This is a genomic window from Actinoplanes sp. NPDC048796, assembly GCF_040650035.1.
In the GTDB taxonomy this organism is placed as follows: Bacteria; Actinomycetota; Actinomycetes; order Mycobacteriales; family Micromonosporaceae; genus Actinoplanes.
In genome coordinates, this window is record NZ_JBEZGO010000015.1 from 109,566 (window position 1) to 130,587 (window position 21,022).

The following is a 21,022-nucleotide window of genomic DNA, read 5'->3' on the forward strand; positions in this document are numbered from 1 at the left end:
GCTAGGTTGATCTCTGGTGTGCCGGGAAGTCTGGTCGGCGGTCGATGACGGCTGGGCGGAACCGGAGGACACGCGTGAGCACGATCGCCTGGATCGCGGTGGCGGTGTTCGCCGGAGCGTACGTCCTGATCGCCACCGAAAAGATCAACCGGGTCGCCGTCGCGCTCGGCGGGGCCTCGATCATGCTGGCGCTGGGCGCCACCGACGCCGAGCACGCCTTCTTCTCCGAAGATTCCGGCGTCGACTGGAACGTCATCTTCCTGCTGCTCGGCATGATGCTGATCGTCGGCGTGCTCAAACGCACCGGCCTGTTCGAGTTCGTGGCCATCTGGTCGGCCAAGAAGGCCCGGGCCCGCCCGTTCCCGATCATGGTGATCCTCGTGGCCGTCACCGGCGTGGTCTCGGCCGCGCTGGACAACGTCACCACCGTCCTGCTGGTCGCACCGGTCACCCTGCTCGTGTGCGACCGGCTCGGCGTACCACCGGTCCCGTTCCTGATCGCTGAGGTCTTCGCCTCCAACATCGGCGGCGCCGGGACACTGGTCGGTGACCCGCCGAACATCATCATCGCCAGCCGCTCCGGGCTGACCTTCAACGACTTCCTCAGCGTGCTCGCACCGTTCGTGCTCCTCGTCCTGGTCGTGCTGGTCGTTCTGTGCCGGATCATGTTCCGCAAGGCCTTCCGGTACGACGCCGAACGCGCCGCCAAGGTGATGGCCCTGCGCGAGCGCGACGCCATCCGCGATCCCCGGCTGGCCGTGCTCAGCCTCAGCGTGCTCGGCGCCGTGCTGGTGGCCTTCACCCTGCACACCGTCCTCGGGCTGGAACCGTCCGTCGTCGCGCTGCTCGGCGGGCTGCTGCTGCTCGCCCTGTCCCGGGTCGACGCGACCGAGGTGGCCCGCGAGGTCGAATGGCCGACGCTGATCTTCTTCGCCGGCCTGTTCGTCATGGTCGGCGCCCTGGTCACCACCGGAGTCATCGACGAACTCGCCCACGCCGCGACCGGCGCCGTCGAAGGAAAACTCTGGCCCGCCACCCTGCTGCTGCTCTGGGCCTCGGCCGGGCTCTCGGCGATCGTCGACAACATCCCGTACGTCGCCACGATGAGCCCCATCGTCAGCGAGCTCGTCGACGCCTCCGGCGGCAACGACCACGCCCAGGTGCTCTGGTGGGCCCTGGCCATCGGCGCCGACCTCGGCGGCAACGCCACCGCCGTCGGCGCGTCAGCCAACGTCGTCGTGCTCGGCCTCGCCGACCGCGCCGGCCACAAAATCACCTTCTGGGGCTTCACCAAGTACGGGCTCATCGTCACCGCCATCACTGTGGCGCTCGCCGTGCCGTACCTCTGGTTCAGGTTCTTCTAAGTGCCGAGCATCCGGTCCAACAGCCCATCGAGGGTGATCACCCCGGTCATCACACCGGACCCGTCGACCACCGCGACCAACGGCACGTTCGATCGAGCCATCATCGACGCCACCTCCAGGACCGTGGCGCTCCCGCGCACCGCCGGCAGCTCGGGCCGGTTGCGCGGCAGCAGGTCGGCCACCGTGCGGTCGCCGACACCGTCCAGGATGACGTCCGCGGCAGCCTCGTCGATCACCCGCGCCAGCGCCGGATCGTCCTGGCAGTACGCCGGCAACGCCATCCGCAACACCTGAGTACCGGCCAGCACCGTCAACGGCCGCCCTTTGCCGTCGACCACCACCAGGCCTGGAAGATCCTGCGCGGCCAGCACCCGCACGGCCTCCCGGGCCGGCAGATCCTCGGCCACGGTGCTCATCGAAACCGCCACATCACGAGCGTGCACAAGCGCCTCCTCGCACGTGATCCACCATACGCGGACCGGCCTCAGCGCGACTTCGCCGAGCGGATCGTGCGGCGCAGCACGCCGTGCCAGGCCGGCACGTCCGCCTCGTCGTCGAAGAAGCGGGCGACCACCACGTCCGTCGAGGAGTGCAGCACGATCGACAGGACGATCGTGAGCGCGACCAGGTGGAAGACCTCGTCGGCGGCGGTGATGCCGGATTCGAGCACCAGCAGCCCGTAGACGACCGAGGCGAAGCCTTTGGGGCCGAACCACATCGCCGCGGCCTGTTCCTTCAGATCCAGGCCGGAGCGCAGGAACGACAGCCACAACGCCACCGGACGGGCTACGACAATGGCCAGGAAGGCGAACACCAGCCCTGCCACGAGATGTCGGCCAGGAACTCCAGCGAGATCAGTGCGCCGAAGACCAGCAGCGCGGCCAGTTCGAACAGCTCGGCGACGTTTTCCCCGAAGTGCTCGAACGCCGCGCGCTGCCGTGGTCCGAACGTCGCCACCGTGATCCCGGCCGCGAACGCGGCCAGGAACAGGTTGGCGTGCGTCGCCTGGGCGACCGCCAGGACGAGAAGCCCGATGGCGAATCCGTTGAGCGGCTCGTAGGCCGGCGACGCGGAGAAGAAACGACTGCGCTCGAGCCGGATCGCCGCCACCTGGAATCCGCCATCCCGCCCGTACCAGTACGGGTAGCCGGGAACCCGACGCGTTTTGTTCGCTTAGCGCCGGTGGATGTCGCAGCCGTCAACTCGCCTGGTTTACACGAGTGACACGGCGGGCGCGTACCCATATCGGCTTGCTCGTCGTGGTGCCATCATGGGCCGAGGGCTGCGATGAGCGGGAGGGAGGGCGATGACCATCGACGATATCTGGAGTTGCATGGTCAGCCGTGACGGCGCCGTTTGCACTGTCGCCCTGGCCGGCGAGATCGACATGAGCGTGCATGAAGCCGTACTGGCCGTGCTCCTGCTTGAGATCGACGCTTCCGGCACCGATGCGGTGCGCGTCGACTTGGCGGCCGTGTCGTTTCTCGGTTCGGCCGGCTTACGCGTGTTGGTAGAGGCCAAGCAGGCGGCCGAGGCGCGGGCTTGTACGTTCGTGGTGACCGGCGCCAAAGGCCCCGTTCGGCAGGTGCTCGAGATCAGCGAGTTGCTGGGGTTGCTTACCGAGGACGGCCCCAGTACCAGCCTGTAGCGCCCGACGGGCCGCATGAATGGGGCAATAACGGGCACCCGCATGTCGTGCCGTTCGACCGAACCTCCCTCCCGCCGCCGGGCAGCGTGCTGCTGACGGACTGGACGCTGGCTGGCAGCCACGATCTGCGCCGGCTGCGCGCCGACGTGGCTGACGTGCTCGCCGGCCAGCGGATTCCCGCTGCGCGGATGCTTGACGCCGTTCCGGACAAGATGAGTACGGCGGCCAGCGAGCTGGCCACGAACGCGCTGTGTCACGGTGCTCCGCCGACCCGGGTGAGCCTGCGGCGTCACGCCGGCGCTTTCATCGTCGACGTGACCGATGCCGACATCCATCGGTTCCCTGTGCCCGTCACCGGCCCGACCGACGGTTGGGGCCTGCGTATTGTCGACGGACTCGCCGACCTCACCGGGTGGTACACCGATGAACAGGTCAAACACGTGTGGGCGCAATTCACGATGCCACTGTGGCCATTGACGGCCTGATGACCCTCAGGCGGTGTCGGAACCCTGGAGAGCCCGGGTAGGGAAGAAGGTGAGCCCGTACCCGTTTGCCGCCGCGGAAGTCCTCGACATACCAGCGCACCGTGCAGGCCTCGACCAGCGTCAACCCGCGCCCGCCACGGCCGTCCGGTTCCCGCCGGCGGGGAATGACCGAGGAGCCGTCGGCCACCGAAAGGACCACCTGCGTGTCGTGGGCCTCGATGTCCAACCGCACCGAGCCACCGCCGTGCTGCACCGCATTGGTGACCAGCTCGCTGATGACCAGCGCGGCCCGGTGAACTGGTCGCCGTTCAGCCCGTCGCCGTGCCGCCAGGCCGGGGCAGCATGGCGATATCACGGTAGAAGCGGTCGATCTGCTGCACGGCCGCCACGAAAGCGTCGAGCTCCATCGGCTTGGTCACGAAGGCGTTGGCATGGCGGACATAGCTGGCGGTGATGTCGGTGCTCTCCCCGGAGGTGGTCAACACGACCACCGGGATGGATTTCAGGCCGTCGTCGGCTTTCAGCTCCGCCAGCACCTCACGGCCGTCCATGCGCGGCATGTTCAGATCCAGCAACACCAGGTCCGGACGTACGGCGTCGCCGTAGCCACCCTGGCGCCGCAGAAACTCGAGCGCCTCGAGCCCGTCAGCGACTCGATGCACCACCGGCGGCACAGCGGCACCCAGCAACGCCTCTTCGATCATCAGGGCGTCCGCGTCGTCGTCATCGACCACGAGGATCGTCAACGCCGTACCTCCCATGGGGACACCTCCTCGACGGCGAGGAGACTATACGCGGCCCGACGTCTGGCGAACTCGGCGGTGAGCGCGGGTCGTCCTCGGTGACCTCGCTTCCGGCGTCGCATCGTGAGCACGGTTCGCGCCGTCTGACCGATCAGGGCAGGCGCCGCCACAGTGCGAGGCCGGTGATCGCCGACGTTGCCGCTGCCATCAACAGACCGCCTCCGGCTCCGATCGCCACGATCAGCGCCAGCGGTTGCCCCGGCTGCCACAACGGCGTCGCGAAGCCGAGGAACACGCCGAGGCCGATGAGCCAGGCCAAGGCCGTGGTCGCTATCCAGCTCGCCGACCACGGCAGGGCCGTGCGCAGCACCAGCCACTGAGCCGTTCCGATGGACGCCAGCAACGCCACACCGACGACCGACCCGGCGAGAGCGAGCACGGCGGGTGGCCAATCAGTCCACCGGTCCGCCGTCGACGAGGGCAACATCCCCATCACGTACGCCAGAACACCGCCTATGGCGGTGGCCGCCACCCAGCGGCGCGCGGGCAGGCTCGGGAGCGCGTGTCTGAGAACGGCCGCCTGGGAAAGTCCGAGCACGGTGCCCTCCACCGAGCCGGCTGTCAGGATCGCCACGATGCCCGTGGTGACCGACGCTCGGGCGGTGAGCGCCCCGGTGACCGCGGGCACGGCGAAGCCGGTGAACTCCCCCGCCGTCACGGTTGTCAGCCACCTCATGAACAGTGACCGGCCCCGCAGGCTCGCAGGAATGCCGGGGCCACCGCGGAACTCGACGAAGGTCGCGGAGTCCTGCACCGGGGCTCGGGGAAAGCGGCGGCGATACAGCGACGCCGCCTCGCTGTCGGCTGCCGCAACGTGGCCGATGACCTCGTGCCACTCGCCATCCAGCCAGACTTGCGCGGGTGCCGCGTCGCGGAAGTGCCGCCACCAGCGCTTGTCTTCCGCATGTCCGGCAAGTACGACGAGCAGCTTGTCATCCTGGGCGGCCTGGATGGGCAGGATGATCGTGGCGCCGGCCGCTGAGACGTAGCGGAGCAACAGAACGGATCTGGGCAGCACGTGACGGATCGGCGTCCGAAGGAGCCGGACCATCGGAGGGGCGGAGTGCGCACTGCCCAGTTGACGGGTCGTCATCGCAGCAGCGTCGGTCAGCGATGGACCAGACGCCGCACACCGGAGACGGCACCCTCGACGCCGGCGGCGAACAGAACGACAACGACCGTACTGGAGATCGGCAGCAGCACGGCGTACCCGGCCGCTATCAGGTGGCGCTTCGACATGATGGCCCTCCTCCTGAGTACGTGCTGTGGTGACACCTTCAGAACACCGCATCCACCGGGCCGGCAGCAGAGTCGGAGGACCTGCGTCCCGATTCGGTATTCCTTGTCGTCCCGGGTCTTTCGGCCCTGCCGCGGCCGCTCAACGGCGCCCTACGTTGGCCTTGAGGGCTACGGCCGTTCTCCTCATTCGGGAGCCGAGATGAACGTCCTCAGAAAGCTGCTCTGCGCGACCGGTCTGCACACGGGGCAATGGTCTCTTCCCGGTGTCCGGTGCGAGAGCGTGCGTGTCTGCACCGCATGCGGCAAGACGAGCGAAGAGACCCACCACACCTGGGGCCAGTTCGCCTACGTCGAGGAACGTCGTTGCGAACAGATTCGCCGCTGCGAACGGTGCGGCACGACGGACTCCCGAGACGAGCACGACTGGGGTCCGTGGCGGTACTCGAACTGGGAGTACAACTCGCCGCAGTTCCGCAGATGCGGCCGGTGCCACGAGATGGAGAAGACCCACGCGACGATGCGCTGACGTGCCGGCCTTGACTGTGACGTTCCGTCACAGCGGAGACACGCTGGCTCGCGCAAGCTGGCATCCCGCTGGCCGCCGTCGCCGGAATGCTGGGCGGCCACACGCCAACGGCCGCCGCGCCGCCGGACCTTCGCCGGGAATCGGTCCTGGCCGATCTGCGAGCCGGAGTCGACGCGTTGGATCACCAGCTGCTCGAGCTTCAGGGTCAACGCGACCGTATGCAGCGGCTGATCGCCGGCGTCGAGCGGGACGGGCACCTGTCGCCGATGCCACCGGCGATGGTGTCGTTCTACGACCGCGTGGAGGCCCGAGCAGCCGACGAGACGACGCGGCGGGTCATCCGCCAGGAGCGGGACTTCATGAGCTGGCGTTCTACCGCGGTGACATGCCCGTCGAGTCGGCCATGGTGTACGAGAAACTCACCGAGGCCGGGCTGGCCGACAGCATCGACTGCTCTCATCGCGCCGGCGGTCGTCGAGGGAGACGACATCGCCGCCCGCGCCTTGCTCTACACCGCCGGCCCATGGCCGGCCGCTGCCGCGATCACCGGCTGCACCGTTCTGCTCGCCGGAGCGGCACTCCTCGGCGATCTGCTGAAGGTGCCTCCGAGGATCCAGGACCTCGGTCTGTTCGGGCACGTCCCCGACGTCGCGGCGGCTGACTCCACGCCGATGGCGCTCCTGGTGCTGGTCGGTGCCGGAGCGTTGATGTGGCTGGCAGGTCTCGTCGCCGTGAACCGACGCGATCTGGTTTCCGGTCGACCGGCGCCATTCGGGTCTTTCGGCCCTGACCCGCTCGGGCTCTCGCTTGCGACGGTGGAGAAAGTCGGACGAGTCCGGAGGTTGCCATGACCAGCTCCGAGGAACACGTGACCCGCGCCGAGGCGCGCACCGCTCTCGAGGTGGCGGCCCGGGAGTCACTGCGAGCGCCATCGGTCTTCAACACCCAGCCGTGGAAATGGCGCCTCACCGGCGACACGCTGGAGCTGTCCTCCGATCCGACCCGCCGGCTCGGCGTCACGGACGCCGAGGGCCGTCTGTTGCTGATCAGCTGCGGCGGCGCCCTGCATCATGCGCGGGTGTCGCTGGCCGCCGCCGGGTGGCGCGCCGAGGTGCGGCGTTTTCCGGACGAGCAGCGTCCCGACCTGCTGGCTCGCATCCGGGTCGTCGGTCGCGCCACGGCTGACACGCAGGCCAAGGAACTGGTCGCCGTCATTCATCAGCGTCGCACCGATCGCCGCGCGTTCGGCGACCGGCCGGTGACCGAACAGACCCTGGACCGCCTGCGCCGGCTTGTCGAAGCTCAGGGCGCCTATCTGCACGTGGTGCCGGATGACCGGGTGCCCGAGCTCGCCATCTCGGTCGACGAGGCCGCAGACGCCAACTACTTCGACCCCGCCCATCACAGCGAACTGACCAAGTGGACGCATCGCCCGGCCTGGGCTGAGGACGGCGTACCCGCCACCACCGCCGTGCAGCCCAGCTTGCGCCGGGTACCCGTCCGGAACTTCCTCCCGGACGGTTCCCCCGGCATGCTTCCCGGCGCCGACCACGACGAGGGCGCCGCGTATGTGATCATCTTTGGGACCAGCGACAAGCCGGTCGATCTGCTGCGCGGCGGCGAGGCCATGTCGGCCCTGCTGCTGCAGGCCACCGCCGAAGGGCTGGCCACCGCGCCCATCAGCGAGGCCGTCGAGGTGGCCTGGCCTCGGCGTCTGCTGAGCCGACTGCTTTCCGGGGTGGGCGAGCCCTACCTGATCGTGCGGCTCGGCTATGTCGAGGCGCCGGGCACAGTGCCTCCCACGCCACGCCGCCTGCCCACCGACGTGATCCGGATCGAGGACTGACCGGATCGTGAGGACCGTTGCCGGCATCGTCACGCCTCGCGGACGACCCCGACGACGTTGCCCTCGGCCTCTGCTGAGCGGGCCACATCAAGCGCTGTCACGCGGCAACGTCCGACACCTGGACATCGCCTCTGACCTGCGCAGATGGCCGCCGCCGTACGGCGAACCGACGTCGGCGAGCTGAGCGCACCAACAGGAGTGAAGCCAGCGCCTGACGGCGGCTCCGCAACGCGGAACCGCCGTCGGAGATGCGCTGTGGTTACTTCGCTCCGCCGTCGAGGGACCAGTCACGAACCTCGGGCATGTCCTCCAGATGCTCGACCACGTAGGCCTCGTGACGGCGCAGCTGCGCCTCGCACCAAGCCTTGAGGTCGGCGGCACCACGGGGCAGCCGGTGGGCGTTGTTGATGGCGTCCATCACGAGGTGGTATCGCGACGCCCGGTTGCGGACCGTCATGTCGAACGGGGTGGTCGTGGTGCCCTGCTCGATGAACCCGCGCACGCGGAACCGATCGGCGTCGGGCCGGCCGTGCACCAGCTGGTGGATCGCGCCGGGGTAGCCGTGGAACGCGAAGACCACGTCGACGGTGTCGGTGAACAGCTCGGTGAACTGGGTCTCGCTCATGCCGTGCGGGTGGTCCTTGGGGCGCGGCAGCGTCATCAGGTCGACGACGTTGACAACGCGGACCTTGAAGCCGGGCAGCCGGTCGCGCAGGATCTGGGCCGCGGCGACGGTCTCCATGGTGACCACGTCGCCGGCGCAGGCGAGCACGATGTCAGGGTCGCTGGTGTCGTCGTCGGTGCCGGCCCACTCCCAGATGCCGGCGCCGCGGGCGCAGTGTTCGATCGCCTCGTCCATGGTCAGGTACTGCAGTTGCGGCTGCTTGTCGATGACGATCAAGTTGATGTACGAGCGCGACCGGAAGCAGTGGTCGGCCACCGACAGCAGCGTGTTCGCGTCCGGCGGCAGGTACACCCGGGCGACATCGCCGCGCTGGGTGAGCACGGTCTGGATGAGACCGGGACCCTGGTGGGAGAAGCCGTTGTGGTCATTGCGCCAGGCGGTCGAGGTCAGCAGCACGTTGAAGCTGGGCACCCTCGCCCGCCACGGCAGCTTCGTGGCCTCCTGCAGCCACTTGCCGTGCTGCACGGTCTGCGAGGCGCTGACCATCGCGAACGCCTCGTACGTGGCGAACAGGCCGTGCCGGCCGGTCAGGTTGTAGCCTTCGAGCCAGCCGTGGCAGTTGTGCTCGGAGAGCACCTCCATGACCCGGCCGTCGCGGCTGAGCGCGACGTCGCTCGGCATCACGCGCTCCATGAAGGCCCGGTCGGAAACCTCGAAGACGGCGCCGAGCCGGTTGCTGTTGGTCTCGTCGGGGCAGAACAGCCGGAACCGGTCGTCGTTGCGGGCGTAGATGTCGCGCATCATCTCGCCGAGCCGGCGCGTCGATTCGGCCCGTCCGGTGGCCGGCGCGGCCACCTCGACGGCGTAGTCGCGGAAGTCGGGCAGGTCGAGGTCGCGGGTCAGGACGCCGCCGTTGGCGTGTGGCGACGCGCTCATGCGCAGATCGCCCTCGGGTGCCTGCTCACGGATCAGGCCGATGGGCGCGCCGGTGTCGTCGAAGAGTTCCTCGGGCCGGTACGATTTGAGCCACTGCTCGAGGAGGGCGAGGTGTGCGGGGTTGTCCCGGAAACCGGACAGGGGCACCTGGTGCGACCGCCACGTGCCGGTGACCTGTACCCCGTCGACCTCGGCCGGCCCGGTCCAGCCCTTCGGCGAACGAAGCACGATCAACGGCCAGACCGGCCTGGTGCCGTCCCACGTCCCGGTACGGGCCGCGGTCTGGATCTCGCGAATACGCCCCCACGCCTGAGCGAGGGCGGCGGCGAAGCGGACGTGCATGCCAGGCAGGTCCTGCCCGGCCACCTCGATGACGTCGTAGCCGTGGCCGCGCAGCAACTCCTGCACCTCGTCGGCATGCTTGCGACCGAGCACGGTCGGGCCGGAGATCTTCGCGTCGTTCAGATGCAGGATCGGCAGCACCGCGCCGTCGCGGGCCGGGTTGAGGAACGACACGCCCTTCCACGAACCCTCCAACGGGCCGGTCTCGGCCTCACCGTCGCCGACCACCGCGATCGCGAGCAGGTCCGGGTTGTCCATCACCGCGCCGAACGCGTGGACGAGCACGTAGCCCAGCTCGCCGCCCTCGTGAATGGAACCCGGCGTGGTGACCGAGACGTGGCTCGGGATACCGCCGGGGCTGGAGAACTGGCGGAACAGCTTCCGCATGCCCTCGGCGTCCTGGCTGATCTGCGGGTAGATCTCCGAGTACGTGCCCTCCAGGTAGCCGGCGGCGACGAGCGCGGGCCCGCCGTGGCCAGGACCGGCCAGGTAGATCGCCTGCTGACCGGTGTGCCGGATCAGCCGCGACACGTGGGCGTAGATCAGCGACAGGCCCGGGCTGGTGCCCCAGTGACCGAGCAGGCGGGGCTTGATGTGCTCGGCGGTCAGCGCCTTGCGCAGCAGCGGGTTGGCCTTGAGGTAGATCTGGCCGATGGTGAGGTAGTTGGCCGCGCGCCACCAGGCGTCGAGGCGGGCCAGTTCGGCCTCGTCAGGTTCGGCGAGAGTCTGCAGCAGGTCGGACACAACCGCGGTCACGGCGATTCCCTTCAGCGGATCTTTGTCGTCGGATCCACCGTAAGGCGGCGGTCGCCTGGTCCCGTAGGGCCGCAAGCCGCGGCCGAAGGGACCTTCGACCCTACGGGGCAGGACTTTCGAGGCGGGTAACCAGAAACACCGGATAGCCAGCCGCGACCGCTGCAAAGGCCTCGAGCGGAGCGTGCCGGTCGACCGGGATGTGCGGTCGCGCCCCGGGCGCCTTGGCGAGGTACAGGCGCAAGATCGGCGGTCGCTGGTCGACGGGCACCTCGCTGAGGTGGATCCGCTCGCGACGGCCGTGGCCCAGGACCGCGTCGCCTCCGGCGGCTCGCACGTTGGCGACCCAGTTGGCGTCGTTTCCCAGCATCGACACCAGATACTCACGACCCTGGAGCCGCACGACCACGAGTGGGCAGGAAACCGTCCGGCCGGTGCGACGTCCTGGCACCTCGAGCGTGACCCAGGTCTGCGGCACAAGGAATCCGGCCCGGAACTGGGCGGCGGAGATGCGGTTGAGCAGGCGGGCCAGACCGTGCGGGCGTCCGCCGCGGTACATCCAACGCTTCAACGGGCTCCCGATCAGCATGCCGGCGCCTCCGGGTACGCGTAGAGCTCGATCAGCCGGTGACGGGCAGCCTGCAGCCGGTGCGACACGACGTCGAGCATCCGGCCGGTCAGCTCACGCCCGAGGTCGGCGTCCTCAGCGATCAGCGCACGCACCCGCGCGGCGTCGAACTCGACGGCATGCACGTCGTCGGCCACCACGGCACCGAACTGCCAGCGGAACGGCGGTCGCATCCACGACCAGCCGACCGGTGCGCCCGGCCCGGCCCGGTCGACCGTGATGTCGCCTCGTCCGGGTACGTAGAAGTCGATCGCGACCGCTCCGGAGCTGATCAGCCAGAAGCGGTCGGCGTGCGCATCCTCGCGGCACAGCCGGTGCCCGACGCCGTGGAACACCGGTCGCCCGGCCACCGCGAGCCGCTGCAGCCAGCCGGCTGGAAGGTCAGCGACGAAGTCGTTCAGGGCGAGCAGGTCGAAGACACTCAGCATGAAACCTCCCCGCAGAGGGCGCGGAGCCCGGTGGCGGCCGGGCTCCGCGCGATGATCAGGCGACGTAGAAGACGCCGGCGCCAGTGGTGTCGGTGTCTTCGAAGGCGACCTGAAGCTTGTCGATCACCTCGACGACGCCGGGCACCTGCCGGGCGAGGCGGACGGCCAGGTTGGCGGTGGAACGGCGGTCGACCTCCCCGGTCAGCCGCACCACGCCGCCGTCGACGGCGGCGCTCACCTGGTCGGCGCCCTCGTGCAGCAGCGCGTCGAGGACGCTCTCGTTGATGTCCGCGCTGATCTCGCCGTCCGGGCGCAGGTGGACCTTGAGCAGGTCGCCGCGGGAGACGATGCCGATCAGCCGGCCGAGGTCGTCGACGACCGGCAGCCGCTTGACGTTCTCGGCATCCATGAGCCGCGCCGCGGCGGCGATGGGCGTCTTGCTGAGCACCACGACCGGTGGGCTGCTCATCAGATCGGCGGCGGTGCCCGCGTACGCCTTGGCTCGCTCACCCCGGCGGCGGCGGCCCTCGAAGAGCCGGGGCTGCTCGTCGCCCGCGTACTCGATCTTGCGCAGGAGGTCCGTCTCGGAGATCACGCCGGTCACATGCTGGTATTCGTCCACAACCGGCACGGCGCTGAAGCGGTGACCGATCAGGAGGTCAACCACTTCGCGGTAGGAGGCGGCCGGCTCCACCGACACGACCGCCTTGGTCATCACGTCGTCCACTTTCCACGCTGTCATGGCAGCCTCCTCGCTTCTCATCTGCCGACGCTACGAGGCGGAAACCGGGTCGGGCAGGGCCGAAAGGCCCTCGGCGCGCTGCCTGATGCCCTGCAGCATCCGGCGTTCCATGATCAGGCTGCCGGGCGCCATCACCGCGTCGTACAGAGCTCGGACCGCTCGGTTGCCGCCCGGCGGGGTGATGCGGTTGCGGCTGATCAGCCGGGTCCGGGCTCCGTCCGGGCACAGGTGGAAGATCCATACCCAGGCGCCGTCCTCGGAGCGGAACGCCAGAGTGCGTTCGGCCTCGCATATCTCCACCCGCATGGCGGGCCCGTTCGAGCCGAGCGGCAGAGTGTCACCGACGGCCAGATCTTGGAACTGCGGCTGGATCTCGTCGGCGCTGTGCATGTTCAGCCCGAACAGGTTCTCGATCCAGTCGTACGTGTAGGCGCCGCCGCGACCGCTGCCCATCTGCACCAGCCACGGCCAGATCGCCGATGGGACGGCGTCGATGGTCACCGCACGGGTGGAGATGAGGCCGGCGTCCGGCAGCAGGTCGTCGCCAAGAAGGGCGCCGGCGACCTCCTCCGGTGTGGCGCCCCACGTGACGTACCGGCGGCGCGCCCACGGGGAGACGGCCACCGCCAAGCCGGCGCCGGCGATCAGGAATGCGGCCTTCATCGCGACAGCACCACCTTCAGCGCGCCGGAGTGGGCCGAGTCGGCGAAGACGTCGTACGCCGCCATGAACTCGTCCAGGCCGAACCGGTGCGTGACCATGGGGCCGGGGTCGAGTTGCCCGGCCACGAGCATGTCGAGCAGCGCCGGCGTCGAGGACGTGTCGACCAGGCCCGTGGTGATGGTGACGTTGCGGATCCACAGGTCCTCGAGGTGCAGGGTGGCGGGTTTGCCGTGCACGCCGATGTTGGCGACTCGTCCGCCCGGCCGCACGAGTGCGGCGCACAGCTCGAACGTCTGTGGGGTGCCGACCGCCTCCATCGCCACGTCGGCGCCGAGGCCGCCGGTCAGCTCCCGGACCGTGCCGAGCGGGTCGTCCGCGCCGGCCACGACCGTGATGTCGGCGCCGAACATCTTCGCCGCCTGCAACCGGCTCTCCGCCTTGTCGATGACGACGATGTGCGAGGGCGAGTCGTCCCCACCGAGGATGTGCAGGTCGGTGCCGCAGGTGGTAACGGCGTCGATCCGGATGATCGCGTCCTTCGGATCCTGGATCCGCGGGTCGGGGACCTCGGTCCACGATCGTGTTCCGGGACCGCCGTACACGAGGCCTTTCATGACTCTCTCCCTTCGGTGTCGTCCCCTCCACGCTCGTCGTCCAACTGCCGAAGGGGTAGGGACATCCGGCCCTGTCGCGGGAGCGCAACAGGAGAAGCGAGGGAGCCCGTCGGATCGGGACGTCCGGCCCTACAACCCGACCACCCGCAGGGCTTACCAACGAGGAAGGAGCCACCGCCGAGACAGCGAGGAGTAAGGCCGTGACCAGATACGTCTACGACTTCGTCGAGGGCAACAAGGACCTCAAGGACCTGCTCGGTGGCAAGGGCGCCAACCTGGCCGAGATGACCCGGATGGGTCTGCCGGTGCCGCCCGGCTTCACCGTCACCACCGACGCCTGCCGCGAATACCTGCGCACCGGCACGATGCCCACCGGCCTTCTGGGCGAGGTCGAGCATCACCTGCGGATGGTGCAGAACCAGATCGGCAAGACCTTCGGCGACCCCGAGGATCCGCTGCTGCTCTCCGTACGCTCCGGCGCCAAGTTCTCCATGCCCGGGATGATGGAGACCATCCTCGACATCGGCCTGAGCGATACGAGCGTCGCCGGCCTCGGCCGGCAGACCGGGGACGAGCGCTTCGCCTGGGATTCCTACCGGCGCCTGATCCAGATGTTCGGCAAGACCGTCTTCGACGTGCCCGGTGAGGCGTTCGACGACGAGCTCGCGGCAGCCGGCGGCATCGGCGCCGACCTGAGCGTGGCCCAGCTGCAAGACCTCGTCCTCGCGTACAAGAAGGTCTTCCACGCCCACACCGGCCGTGACTTTCCGCAGGCGTCGCACGAGCAGCTGTTCCTCGCGATCGGCGCGGTGTTCCGGTCGTGGAACGCCGAGCGCGCCACCCTCTACCGGCGACAGGAACGCATCCCGCAGGACCTGGGCACCGCGGTCAACGTGATGGCGATGGTCTTCGGCAACCGCGGCGAGGACTCCGGCACCGGCGTCGCCTTCACCCGCGACCCGGCCACCGGACGGCGCGGCGTCTACGGCGACTACCTGCGCAACGCCCAGGGCGAGGACGTCGTCGCCGGCATCCGCAACACGATGAGCCTCGCCGAGCTCGCCACCATCGACCCGGTGAGCCACCGGCAGCTGCTCTCGATCATGCAGCGGCTCGAGCAGCGCTACCGCGACCTGTGCGACATCGAGTTCACCATCGAGAACGGCAAGCTGTGGATGCTGCAGACCCGCGTCGGCAAGCGCACCCCGGCCGCCGCGTTCGTCATCGCCGCCCAGCTCGTCGACGAGGGCACCATCACCCTCGACGAGGCCCTGCAGCGCGTCACCGGCGAACAGCTGGCCCAGCTGATGTTCCCCAGCTTCGACACCGCCGCCGCACCCGAACCGCTGACCACCGGCGTGCCCGCCTCGCCCGGAGCGGCCGTCGGCATGATCGTCTTCGACTCCGACGCCGCCGCAGAAGCCACCGAGCCGGTCATCCTGGTGCGCCGCGAGACCAACCCCGACGACCTGCCCGGCATGATCGCCGCCCAGGGCATCCTCACCTCGCGCGGCGGCAAGACCTCGCACGCCGCCGTCGTCGCGCGCGGCATGGGCAAGACCTGCGTCTGCGGCGCCGAGCAACTCGTCATCGACGAGGACTCGGTCACCGTGGCCGGACGCACGCTGCACGCCGGGGACGTGATCTCCCTCGACGGCACCACCGGCAAGGTGTACCCCGGCGCCGTAGCCGTACGGCCCTCCCGCGTCGTGCGCTACTTCGAAGGCGAGCTCACCGCCCACGGCGACCCCCTGCTCGCCGCGGTGGAACGGCTCATGATCCACGCGGACCACACGGCGCGGCTCGCCGTGCACGCGAACGCCGACACCGGCGCCGATGCCGCCCGCGCCCGCCGCTTCGGCGCCACCGGTGTGGGGCTGTGCCGGACCGAGCACATGTTCCTCGGCGACCGCCGCGTACTGATCGAGCGGTTGATCCTCGGCGACGACGGCGCCCTGGCCGAGCTGCTGCCGCTGCAGCGCGCCGACTTCGAGGAGCTGTTCACCGCGATGGACGGTATGCCGGTCACCGTGCGGCTGATCGACCCGCCGCTGCACGAGTTCCTGCCGCCGCTGGAGGAGCTGACCGCGCGGGTCGCCCGGGCCGAGGCGCTCGGTCAGGATCCCGGTCGCGACGGCACGCTGCTCACGGCCGTGCGCCGGATGCACGAGCAGAACCCGATGCTCGGCCTGCGCGGGGTCCGCCTCGGCCTGGTGATCCCCGGCCTGTTCGCCATGCAGGTCCGCGCGATCGCCGAGGCCGCCGCCGCACGGGTTGCCGCGGGCGGCGACCCACGGCCGGAGATCATGGTCCCGCTGGTCGGCGCGGTGCAGGAGCTGGAGACCGTACGAGCGGAGGCGGAGGCGGTGCTGGCGAGCGTGCTGGGCGCGCCGCCGATCCGGATCGGAACGATGATCGAGGTTCCCCGGGCCGCGCTGACCGCCGGGCAGATCGCCGGCGCGGCCGAGTTCTTCTCGTTCGGCACCAACGACCTGACCCAGCTGACGTGGGGCTTCTCCCGCGACGACGTCGAAGGCGCGTTCTTCGGGCGCTACCTACAGCTCGGCATCTTCGCGGCGTCGCCGTTCGAGACCATCGACAGCGACGGCGTGGGTGAGCTCGTCCGCATCGCCGTCGAACGGGGCCGCGCGAGCCGGCCCGGCCTGACCGTCGGGGTCTGCGGCGAGCACGGCGGCGATCCGGCCTCGGTCCGCTTCTTCCACGACACCGGCCTGGACTACGTGTCGTGCTCGCCGTTCCGCGTGCCGATCGCCCGGCTCGAGGCCGGACGCGCCGCGAGCGCGGCGGCCGGCTCGGACAGCCGATGAGGAGGTCACGATGACGACCACGGTGACGCCGGTCCGGCGCGGTGACCGGGAGATCGGCGCCTACGTCGACGGCCGGTTCATCCCCGCCGTGGATGCGACCACCGTCGCTTTGGCCGCGCTGGCCACTGCGGCGGTGGCCACCGCGAGCGTGTCCGTCGGCCTCGCGCTGCGCCGGCGGCCCGCGATCGGCACGGTGACGATGGGTCCCGGCGGCTGGGTCAGCCTCAAGCACAGTGCGCGGCCGGCGCTGAGGGCAGGTGGAACTGCGAGACCGTGGTGGGCCCGTCTCTTGCGTGCGCACCGCCTCACGGAGGAACGCTGACGGTCCTGCGTATCAGGGACGAGTGGCCCTACTACCGCGACTTGCGCCGGACGAGCCTTGAAGGCACAGAGAAAGAAGGGAACGTCATGCGCGCAGCCGTCGTCACCAGCTTCACCGAACCACTGGCCGTCCAGGAGGTCCCGATCCCGCAACCCGGTGACGGGCAGATCCTGGTCCGCATCGAGGCCAGCGGCCTGTGCCACACCGACATCCACGCCGCCCGCGGCGACTGGCCGGTCAAGCCGACTCCCCCGTTCATCCCCGGCCACGAGGGCGTGGGCGTCGTCGACAAGGTCGGTCCGGGCGTCACGCTGCACCGTGCCGGTGACCGCGTCGCGATCCCGTGGCTCGGACATGCCTGCGGCTCGTGCGAGTACTGCGTCACCGGCTGGGAGACGTTGTGCGAGGCTCAGCTGAACACCGGCTATGCGATCGACGGCGGCCACGCGGAGTTCCTGATCGCCGACGCGCGCTTCGCCGTCGCGGTGCCGGACGGCATCGACCCGGCCGAGGCCGCGCCGCTGACCTGCGCCGGCGTCACCACCTACAAGGCTGTCAAGGTCGGCGGGGTCACGCCCGGCGATCGCGTCGCGATTTTTGGCATCGGCGGGCTGGGCCACCTCGCCCAGCAGTACGCGCAGATCTTCGGCGGCGAGACCATCGCGGTCGACGTCACCGAGGAGAAGCTTCAACTCGCCAAGAACCTGGGCGCCGCCCACGTCGTCAACGCCGCCACCACCGACCCGGTCGCCGCGATCGAGGCGCTCGGCGGCGCCGATGTCGCCGTGGTGCTGGCGGCCGACCCGAAGGTGCTCGAGCAGGCGCACGCGTCGCTGCGACGCGGTGGCCGGCTGATCCTGGTGTCGCTGCCCAAGGACAACGCCATGTCGCTGCCGATCTTCCAGACCGTCCTCAAAGGCATCAAGGTGATCGGTTCGATCGTGGGTACCCGCGCCGACCTGACCGAGGTGTTCCGGCTGCACGCCGCCGGGCGTACCAAGGTGTTCTACGAGACCCGACCGCTCGAACAGATCAACGACGCCATCGAGGACGTCCTCGCCAGCCGCGTGCCGGCACGTCTCGTACTGATTCCGTGAACCGCTCGGGGTCTCGGACGGTCCCGGCCGCCCGGGACCTCTGGCCCTGCCCGTCCGGTCGTCGCTCGGCCAGGCTGAGGACAGACGAAGGAGAGGTCATGGACACCACATCCCACGACGCCTGGCGCGGATTCCGCGGCACCGGCTGGCGCGAGACGATCGACGTCGGCGGGTTCATCCACGACAACATCGAGCCGTACGAGGGTGACGCGTCGTTCCTGACCGGGCCGACGCACCGCACCGAGCGGATCTGGCGGCAGCTGCAGCGGATGTTCGTCGAGGAGCGCCGGCGCGGGATCTACGACGTGGACACGCACACCCCTTCCACGATCACCGCGCACGAGCCCGGCTACCTCGACCGCGACCACGAGCTCATCGTCGGTCTGCAGACCAGCGCGCCGCTGCGCCGGGCGATCATGCCCAACGGTGGCCTGCGCATGGTGGAGAACGGCCTGGCCGCGTACGGGTTCGAACTCGACCCGCACGTGAAGGCGATCTTCAGCCAGTACCGCAAGACCCACAACGACGGCGTGTTCGACGCCTACCCGGCCGACGTCAAAGCCGCCCGGCGCTCGCACATCATCACCGGGCTGCCCGACGCCTACGGCCGCGGCCGGATCATCGGCGACTACCGGCGGGTCGCCCTCTACGGCGTGGACCGGCTCATCTCCGAACGCCGAGCCGTCAAGGCGTCGCTCGACGGGCAGCTGTCCTCGGAGAACGTGATCCGCGACCGCGAGGAGCTCGCCGAGCAGATCAAGGCGCTGGAAGAACTACGGTTCATGGCCGACCGGTACGGCGAGGACATCTCCGGCCCGGCGACGACGGGTCGCGAGGCGATCCAGTGGCTGTACTTCGCCTACCTGGCCGCGACCAAGGAGCAGAACGGCGCTGCGATGTCACTCGGCCGCACGGCGAGCTTCGCCGACATCTACCTGCAGCGCGACATCGCCGAAGGGACGCTGACCGAGCAGCAGGCGCAGGAGCTCGTCGACGACTTCGTCATCAAGCTGCGCATCATCCGCTTCCTGCGCACCCCCGAGTACGACGAACTCTTCTCGGGCGACCCGACCTGGGTGACCGAGTCGCTGGGCGGCATCGGCTGCGACGGCCGCCCGCTGGTGACCCGCACCAGCTTCCGCTACCTGCAGACCCTCTACAACCTCGGCCCGGCCCCCGAGCCCAACCTGACCGTGCTCTGGTCACCTACGCTGCCCCAGGGCTTCAAGCGGTTCTGCGCCCAGGTGTCGATCGACACCAGTTCCATCCAGTACGAGAACGACGAACTGATCCGCCCCGCCTACAGCGACGACACCGCGATCGCGTGCTGCGTCTCGGCCATGCGCGTCGGCAAGGACATGCAGTTCTTCGGCGCCCGAGCCAACCTGGCCAAGGCCTTGCTGTACGCGATCAACGGCGGCCGCGACGAGCTGAGCGGCGAACAGGTTCTGGTGAGTACGCCGATCACCGACGACATCCTCGACTACGAGACCGTGATGGCCGCGTACGACAAGACCCTCGACTGGCTCGCCGAGACGTACGTCGACGCCCTCAACGTCATCCACTACATGCACGACAAGTACGCCTACGAACGCCTCGAGATGGCCCTGCACGACTACCCGGTCCACCGGTTCCTGGCCACCGGCGTCGCCGGCCTGTCGGTCGCCGCCGACAGCCTCAGCGCCATCAAGCACGCTCAGGTCAAGGTGCTGCGGGACGAGAACGGGCTGGCCGTCGACTACGCCGTGGACGGCGACTTCCCGGCCTTCGGCAACAACGACGACCGCGCCGACACGATCGCCGTCGACCTCGTCGAGCGGTTCATGGCCAAGATCCGCCGGCAGCCCACCTACCGTGGCGCCGAGCCGTCGCTGTCGGTTCTGACCATCACCTCGAACGTCGTCTACGGCAAGCACACCGGCAACACGCCCGACGGCCGCCGCGCCGGCGAGCCCTTCGCGCCGGGGGCCAACCCGATGAACGGCCGCGACAAGCACGGCATGGTCGCCGCCGCGCTGTCGGTGGCCAAACTGCCGTACCGCTGCGCCCGCGACGGCATCTCGCTGACCATCACCGTCACCCCCGACGGCCTCGGCCACTCTCGCGACGAGCGCATCGGCAACCTGGCCGGCGTACTCGACGGCTACACCGACGGCGGCGGCTTCCACATGAACGTCAACGTCCTCGACCGCGCCACCCTCGAAGACGCCATGGCACATCCGGAGAACTATCCGCAGCTGACCATCCGGGTCTCCGGCTACGCGGTCAACTTCGTCAAGCTCACCCCCGAGCAGCAGCGCGACGTCATCTCCCGCACCTTCCACGGATCGCTGTGATGACCCCCCTCGTCACGGCGCCGGTGACCGGTTCCGTCCACTCCTTCGACCTCTCGACCGGAGTGGACGGGCCGGGCACCCGGTTCGTCGCGTTCCTCGCCGGCTGCCCGCTGCGCTGCCAGTACTGCCACAGCCCGGACACCCAGTACCGCCGGTACGGCACCGGGTGGACAGCGCCGGACCTGCTCACCGAGATCCGGCGGTACGAGCGTTTCCTGAAAGTCGCCCACGGCGGAGTCACCATCAGCGGCGGCGAACCGCTGCAACAACCGGCCTTCACGCGCGAGGTCCTGCGTGGCTGCAAGGAGCTGCGGCTGCACACGGCTCTGGACACCAGCGGCTTCCTCGGCGACCGCGCCGACGACGCCCTGCTCGACGCCACCGACCTGGTGCTGCTCGACATCAAGTCCGGCGATCCCGCGACGTACGGCAAGGTGACCCGCACCGGAAGACTCGCGCCCACCGTCCGCTTCGCGCACCGCCTCGCCGACCGCGGCACGCCCATCTGGGTCCGCTTCGTGCTCGTTCCCGGCCTCACCGACGACCCCACCAACGTCGACGCCGTCGCCGCGATCGCCGCTTCCGTGCCGACCGTCGAACGCGTCGAGGTGCTGCCCTTCCACCGCCTCGGCGCCCAGAAGTACGCCGCTCTAGGCCTGCCATTCCCGCTGGCGGATACGCCGGCGCCGGACGACCAGCTCCTGCGTCGAGTGCGCGACCAGTTCCGCGGCCATGGGCTCACGGTGTTCTGAGATACGGCCGCGGCGAGCGAGGCCACTCCCTCGTCCGCTGTGGTG

At 69.5% G+C, this 21,022-nt stretch carries 22 protein-coding genes and 1 pseudogene; 11 read left to right on the plus strand and 12 right to left on the minus strand.

Going from position 1 to position 21,022, the window contains the following annotated elements:
- Nucleotides 1-74 precede the first annotated feature (74 nt).
- Nucleotides 75-1,364: an ArsB/NhaD family transporter gene (locus tag AB0C26_RS38935; protein WP_360258195.1), complete on the plus strand. Its 1,290-nt coding sequence runs from the start codon at nucleotides 75-77 to the stop codon at nucleotides 1,362-1,364.
- Here the strand turns inward: AB0C26_RS38935 and AB0C26_RS38940 are convergent.
- Entirely contained in the window at nucleotides 1,361-1,807 is a 447-nt protein-coding gene (locus tag AB0C26_RS38940; RefSeq protein ID WP_360258198.1) for a CBS domain-containing protein, read from the minus strand. The two genes, AB0C26_RS38935 and AB0C26_RS38940, sit on opposite strands and share 4 nt — an antisense overlap.
- Nucleotides 1,808-1,848: 41 nt before the next feature.
- Nucleotides 1,849-2,468 (minus strand): annotated as a pseudogene (locus AB0C26_RS38945) (cation:proton antiporter); the annotation flags it as partial.
- Between the two features lie 202 nt (nucleotides 2,469-2,670).
- Between AB0C26_RS38945 and AB0C26_RS38950 the strand changes: the two are divergent.
- The gene (locus AB0C26_RS38950; RefSeq protein ID WP_360258200.1) at nucleotides 2,671-3,012 is read left to right on the plus strand and encodes an STAS domain-containing protein; all 342 of its coding nucleotides are present in this window, start codon (nucleotides 2,671-2,673) and stop codon (nucleotides 3,010-3,012) included.
- 47 nt (nucleotides 3,013-3,059) lie between these two features.
- Nucleotides 3,060-3,497, plus strand: coding sequence for an ATP-binding protein (locus AB0C26_RS38955; RefSeq protein ID WP_360258202.1), 438 nt, complete (start codon nucleotides 3,060-3,062; stop codon nucleotides 3,495-3,497).
- Here the strand turns inward: AB0C26_RS38955 and AB0C26_RS38960 are convergent.
- From AB0C26_RS38960 to AB0C26_RS38975, 4 genes are all read right to left on the minus strand, one after another.
- On the minus strand, nucleotides 3,466-3,852 hold the full coding sequence (locus tag AB0C26_RS38960) for an ATP-binding protein (protein WP_360258205.1): 387 nt from the start codon (nucleotides 3,850-3,852) through the stop codon (nucleotides 3,466-3,468). The genes AB0C26_RS38955 and AB0C26_RS38960 overlap by 32 nt on opposite strands.
- A complete protein-coding gene (locus AB0C26_RS38965; protein WP_360258207.1) occupies nucleotides 3,806-4,258 on the minus strand; it encodes a response regulator in 453 nt (150 codons plus the stop codon). Before AB0C26_RS38965 ends, AB0C26_RS38960 begins: the two co-directional genes overlap by 47 nt.
- A gap of 133 nt (nucleotides 4,259-4,391) precedes the next feature.
- A complete protein-coding gene (locus tag AB0C26_RS38970) occupies nucleotides 4,392-5,393 on the minus strand; it encodes a hypothetical protein (RefSeq protein WP_360258209.1) in 1,002 nt (333 codons plus the stop codon).
- A gap of 14 nt (nucleotides 5,394-5,407) precedes the next feature.
- Nucleotides 5,408-5,539, minus strand: a complete 132-nt coding sequence (locus tag AB0C26_RS38975) for a hypothetical protein (protein WP_360258212.1) — start codon at nucleotides 5,537-5,539, stop codon at nucleotides 5,408-5,410.
- Between the two features lie 199 nt (nucleotides 5,540-5,738).
- Between AB0C26_RS38975 and AB0C26_RS38980 the strand changes: the two genes are divergently transcribed.
- The 3 genes from AB0C26_RS38980 (at nucleotide 5,739) to AB0C26_RS38990 (ending at nucleotide 7,911) form a co-directional block, all read left to right on the plus strand.
- Nucleotides 5,739-6,065 (plus strand): hypothetical protein, encoded by a 327-nt coding sequence (locus AB0C26_RS38980; protein ID WP_360258214.1) that lies wholly within the window; start codon nucleotides 5,739-5,741, stop codon nucleotides 6,063-6,065.
- Nucleotides 6,066-6,151: 86 nt separating this feature from the next.
- Entirely contained in the window at nucleotides 6,152-6,916 is a 765-nt protein-coding gene (locus AB0C26_RS38985; protein WP_360258217.1) for a hypothetical protein, read from the plus strand.
- On the plus strand, nucleotides 6,913-7,911 hold the full coding sequence (locus AB0C26_RS38990) for an Acg family FMN-binding oxidoreductase (protein WP_360258219.1): 999 nt from the start codon (nucleotides 6,913-6,915) through the stop codon (nucleotides 7,909-7,911). Before AB0C26_RS38985 ends, AB0C26_RS38990 begins: the two co-directional genes overlap by 4 nt.
- Nucleotides 7,912-8,170: 259 nt before the next feature.
- Here AB0C26_RS38990 and AB0C26_RS38995 read toward each other — a convergent pair whose 3' ends face one another.
- From AB0C26_RS38995 to AB0C26_RS39020, 6 genes are all read right to left on the minus strand, one after another.
- Nucleotides 8,171-10,570 (minus strand): phosphoketolase family protein, encoded by a 2,400-nt coding sequence (locus AB0C26_RS38995; RefSeq protein ID WP_360258222.1) that lies wholly within the window; start codon nucleotides 10,568-10,570, stop codon nucleotides 8,171-8,173.
- A gap of 100 nt (nucleotides 10,571-10,670) precedes the next feature.
- On the minus strand, nucleotides 10,671-11,156 hold the full coding sequence (locus AB0C26_RS39000; protein WP_360258224.1) for a nitroreductase/quinone reductase family protein: 486 nt from the start codon (nucleotides 11,154-11,156) through the stop codon (nucleotides 10,671-10,673).
- Nucleotides 11,150-11,623, minus strand: a complete 474-nt coding sequence (locus AB0C26_RS39005) for a Crp/Fnr family transcriptional regulator (RefSeq protein WP_360258226.1) — start codon at nucleotides 11,621-11,623, stop codon at nucleotides 11,150-11,152. The genes AB0C26_RS39000 and AB0C26_RS39005 overlap by 7 nt, the downstream gene beginning before the upstream one ends.
- 55 nt (nucleotides 11,624-11,678) lie before the next feature.
- Nucleotides 11,679-12,365, minus strand: a complete 687-nt coding sequence (locus AB0C26_RS39010; protein ID WP_360258228.1) for a CBS domain-containing protein — start codon at nucleotides 12,363-12,365, stop codon at nucleotides 11,679-11,681.
- A 30-nt stretch (nucleotides 12,366-12,395) separates the two neighbouring features.
- On the minus strand, nucleotides 12,396-13,028 hold the full coding sequence (locus tag AB0C26_RS39015; RefSeq protein ID WP_360258230.1) for an SRPBCC family protein: 633 nt from the start codon (nucleotides 13,026-13,028) through the stop codon (nucleotides 12,396-12,398).
- Entirely contained in the window at nucleotides 13,025-13,642 is a 618-nt protein-coding gene (locus tag AB0C26_RS39020) for a zinc-binding dehydrogenase (protein WP_360258232.1), read from the minus strand. Before AB0C26_RS39020 ends, AB0C26_RS39015 begins: the two co-directional genes overlap by 4 nt.
- A gap of 200 nt (nucleotides 13,643-13,842) precedes the next feature.
- Between AB0C26_RS39020 and ppdK the strand changes: the two genes are divergently transcribed.
- From ppdK to pflA, 5 genes are all read left to right on the plus strand, one after another.
- Entirely contained in the window at nucleotides 13,843-16,470 is a 2,628-nt protein-coding gene (ppdK, locus tag AB0C26_RS39025; protein WP_360258234.1) for a pyruvate, phosphate dikinase, read from the plus strand.
- A gap of 10 nt (nucleotides 16,471-16,480) precedes the next feature.
- Nucleotides 16,481-16,792 carry a hypothetical protein gene (locus AB0C26_RS39030; protein WP_360258236.1) on the plus strand — a complete coding sequence of 104 codons (312 nt, stop codon included), beginning with the start codon at nucleotides 16,481-16,483 and terminating at the stop codon, nucleotides 16,790-16,792.
- An 86-nt stretch (nucleotides 16,793-16,878) separates the two neighbouring features.
- Nucleotides 16,879-17,889, plus strand: coding sequence for an alcohol dehydrogenase AdhP (gene adhP / locus AB0C26_RS39035; protein WP_360258238.1), 1,011 nt, complete (start codon nucleotides 16,879-16,881; stop codon nucleotides 17,887-17,889).
- A gap of 98 nt (nucleotides 17,890-17,987) precedes the next feature.
- Nucleotides 17,988-20,225: a formate C-acetyltransferase gene (pflB, locus tag AB0C26_RS39040; protein WP_360258241.1), complete on the plus strand. Its 2,238-nt coding sequence runs from the start codon at nucleotides 17,988-17,990 to the stop codon at nucleotides 20,223-20,225.
- A complete protein-coding gene (pflA, locus tag AB0C26_RS39045) occupies nucleotides 20,225-20,977 on the plus strand; it encodes a pyruvate formate-lyase-activating protein (RefSeq protein ID WP_360258243.1) in 753 nt (250 codons plus the stop codon). Before pflB ends, pflA begins: the two co-directional genes overlap by 1 nt.
- Nucleotides 20,978-21,022 lie beyond the last annotated feature (45 nt).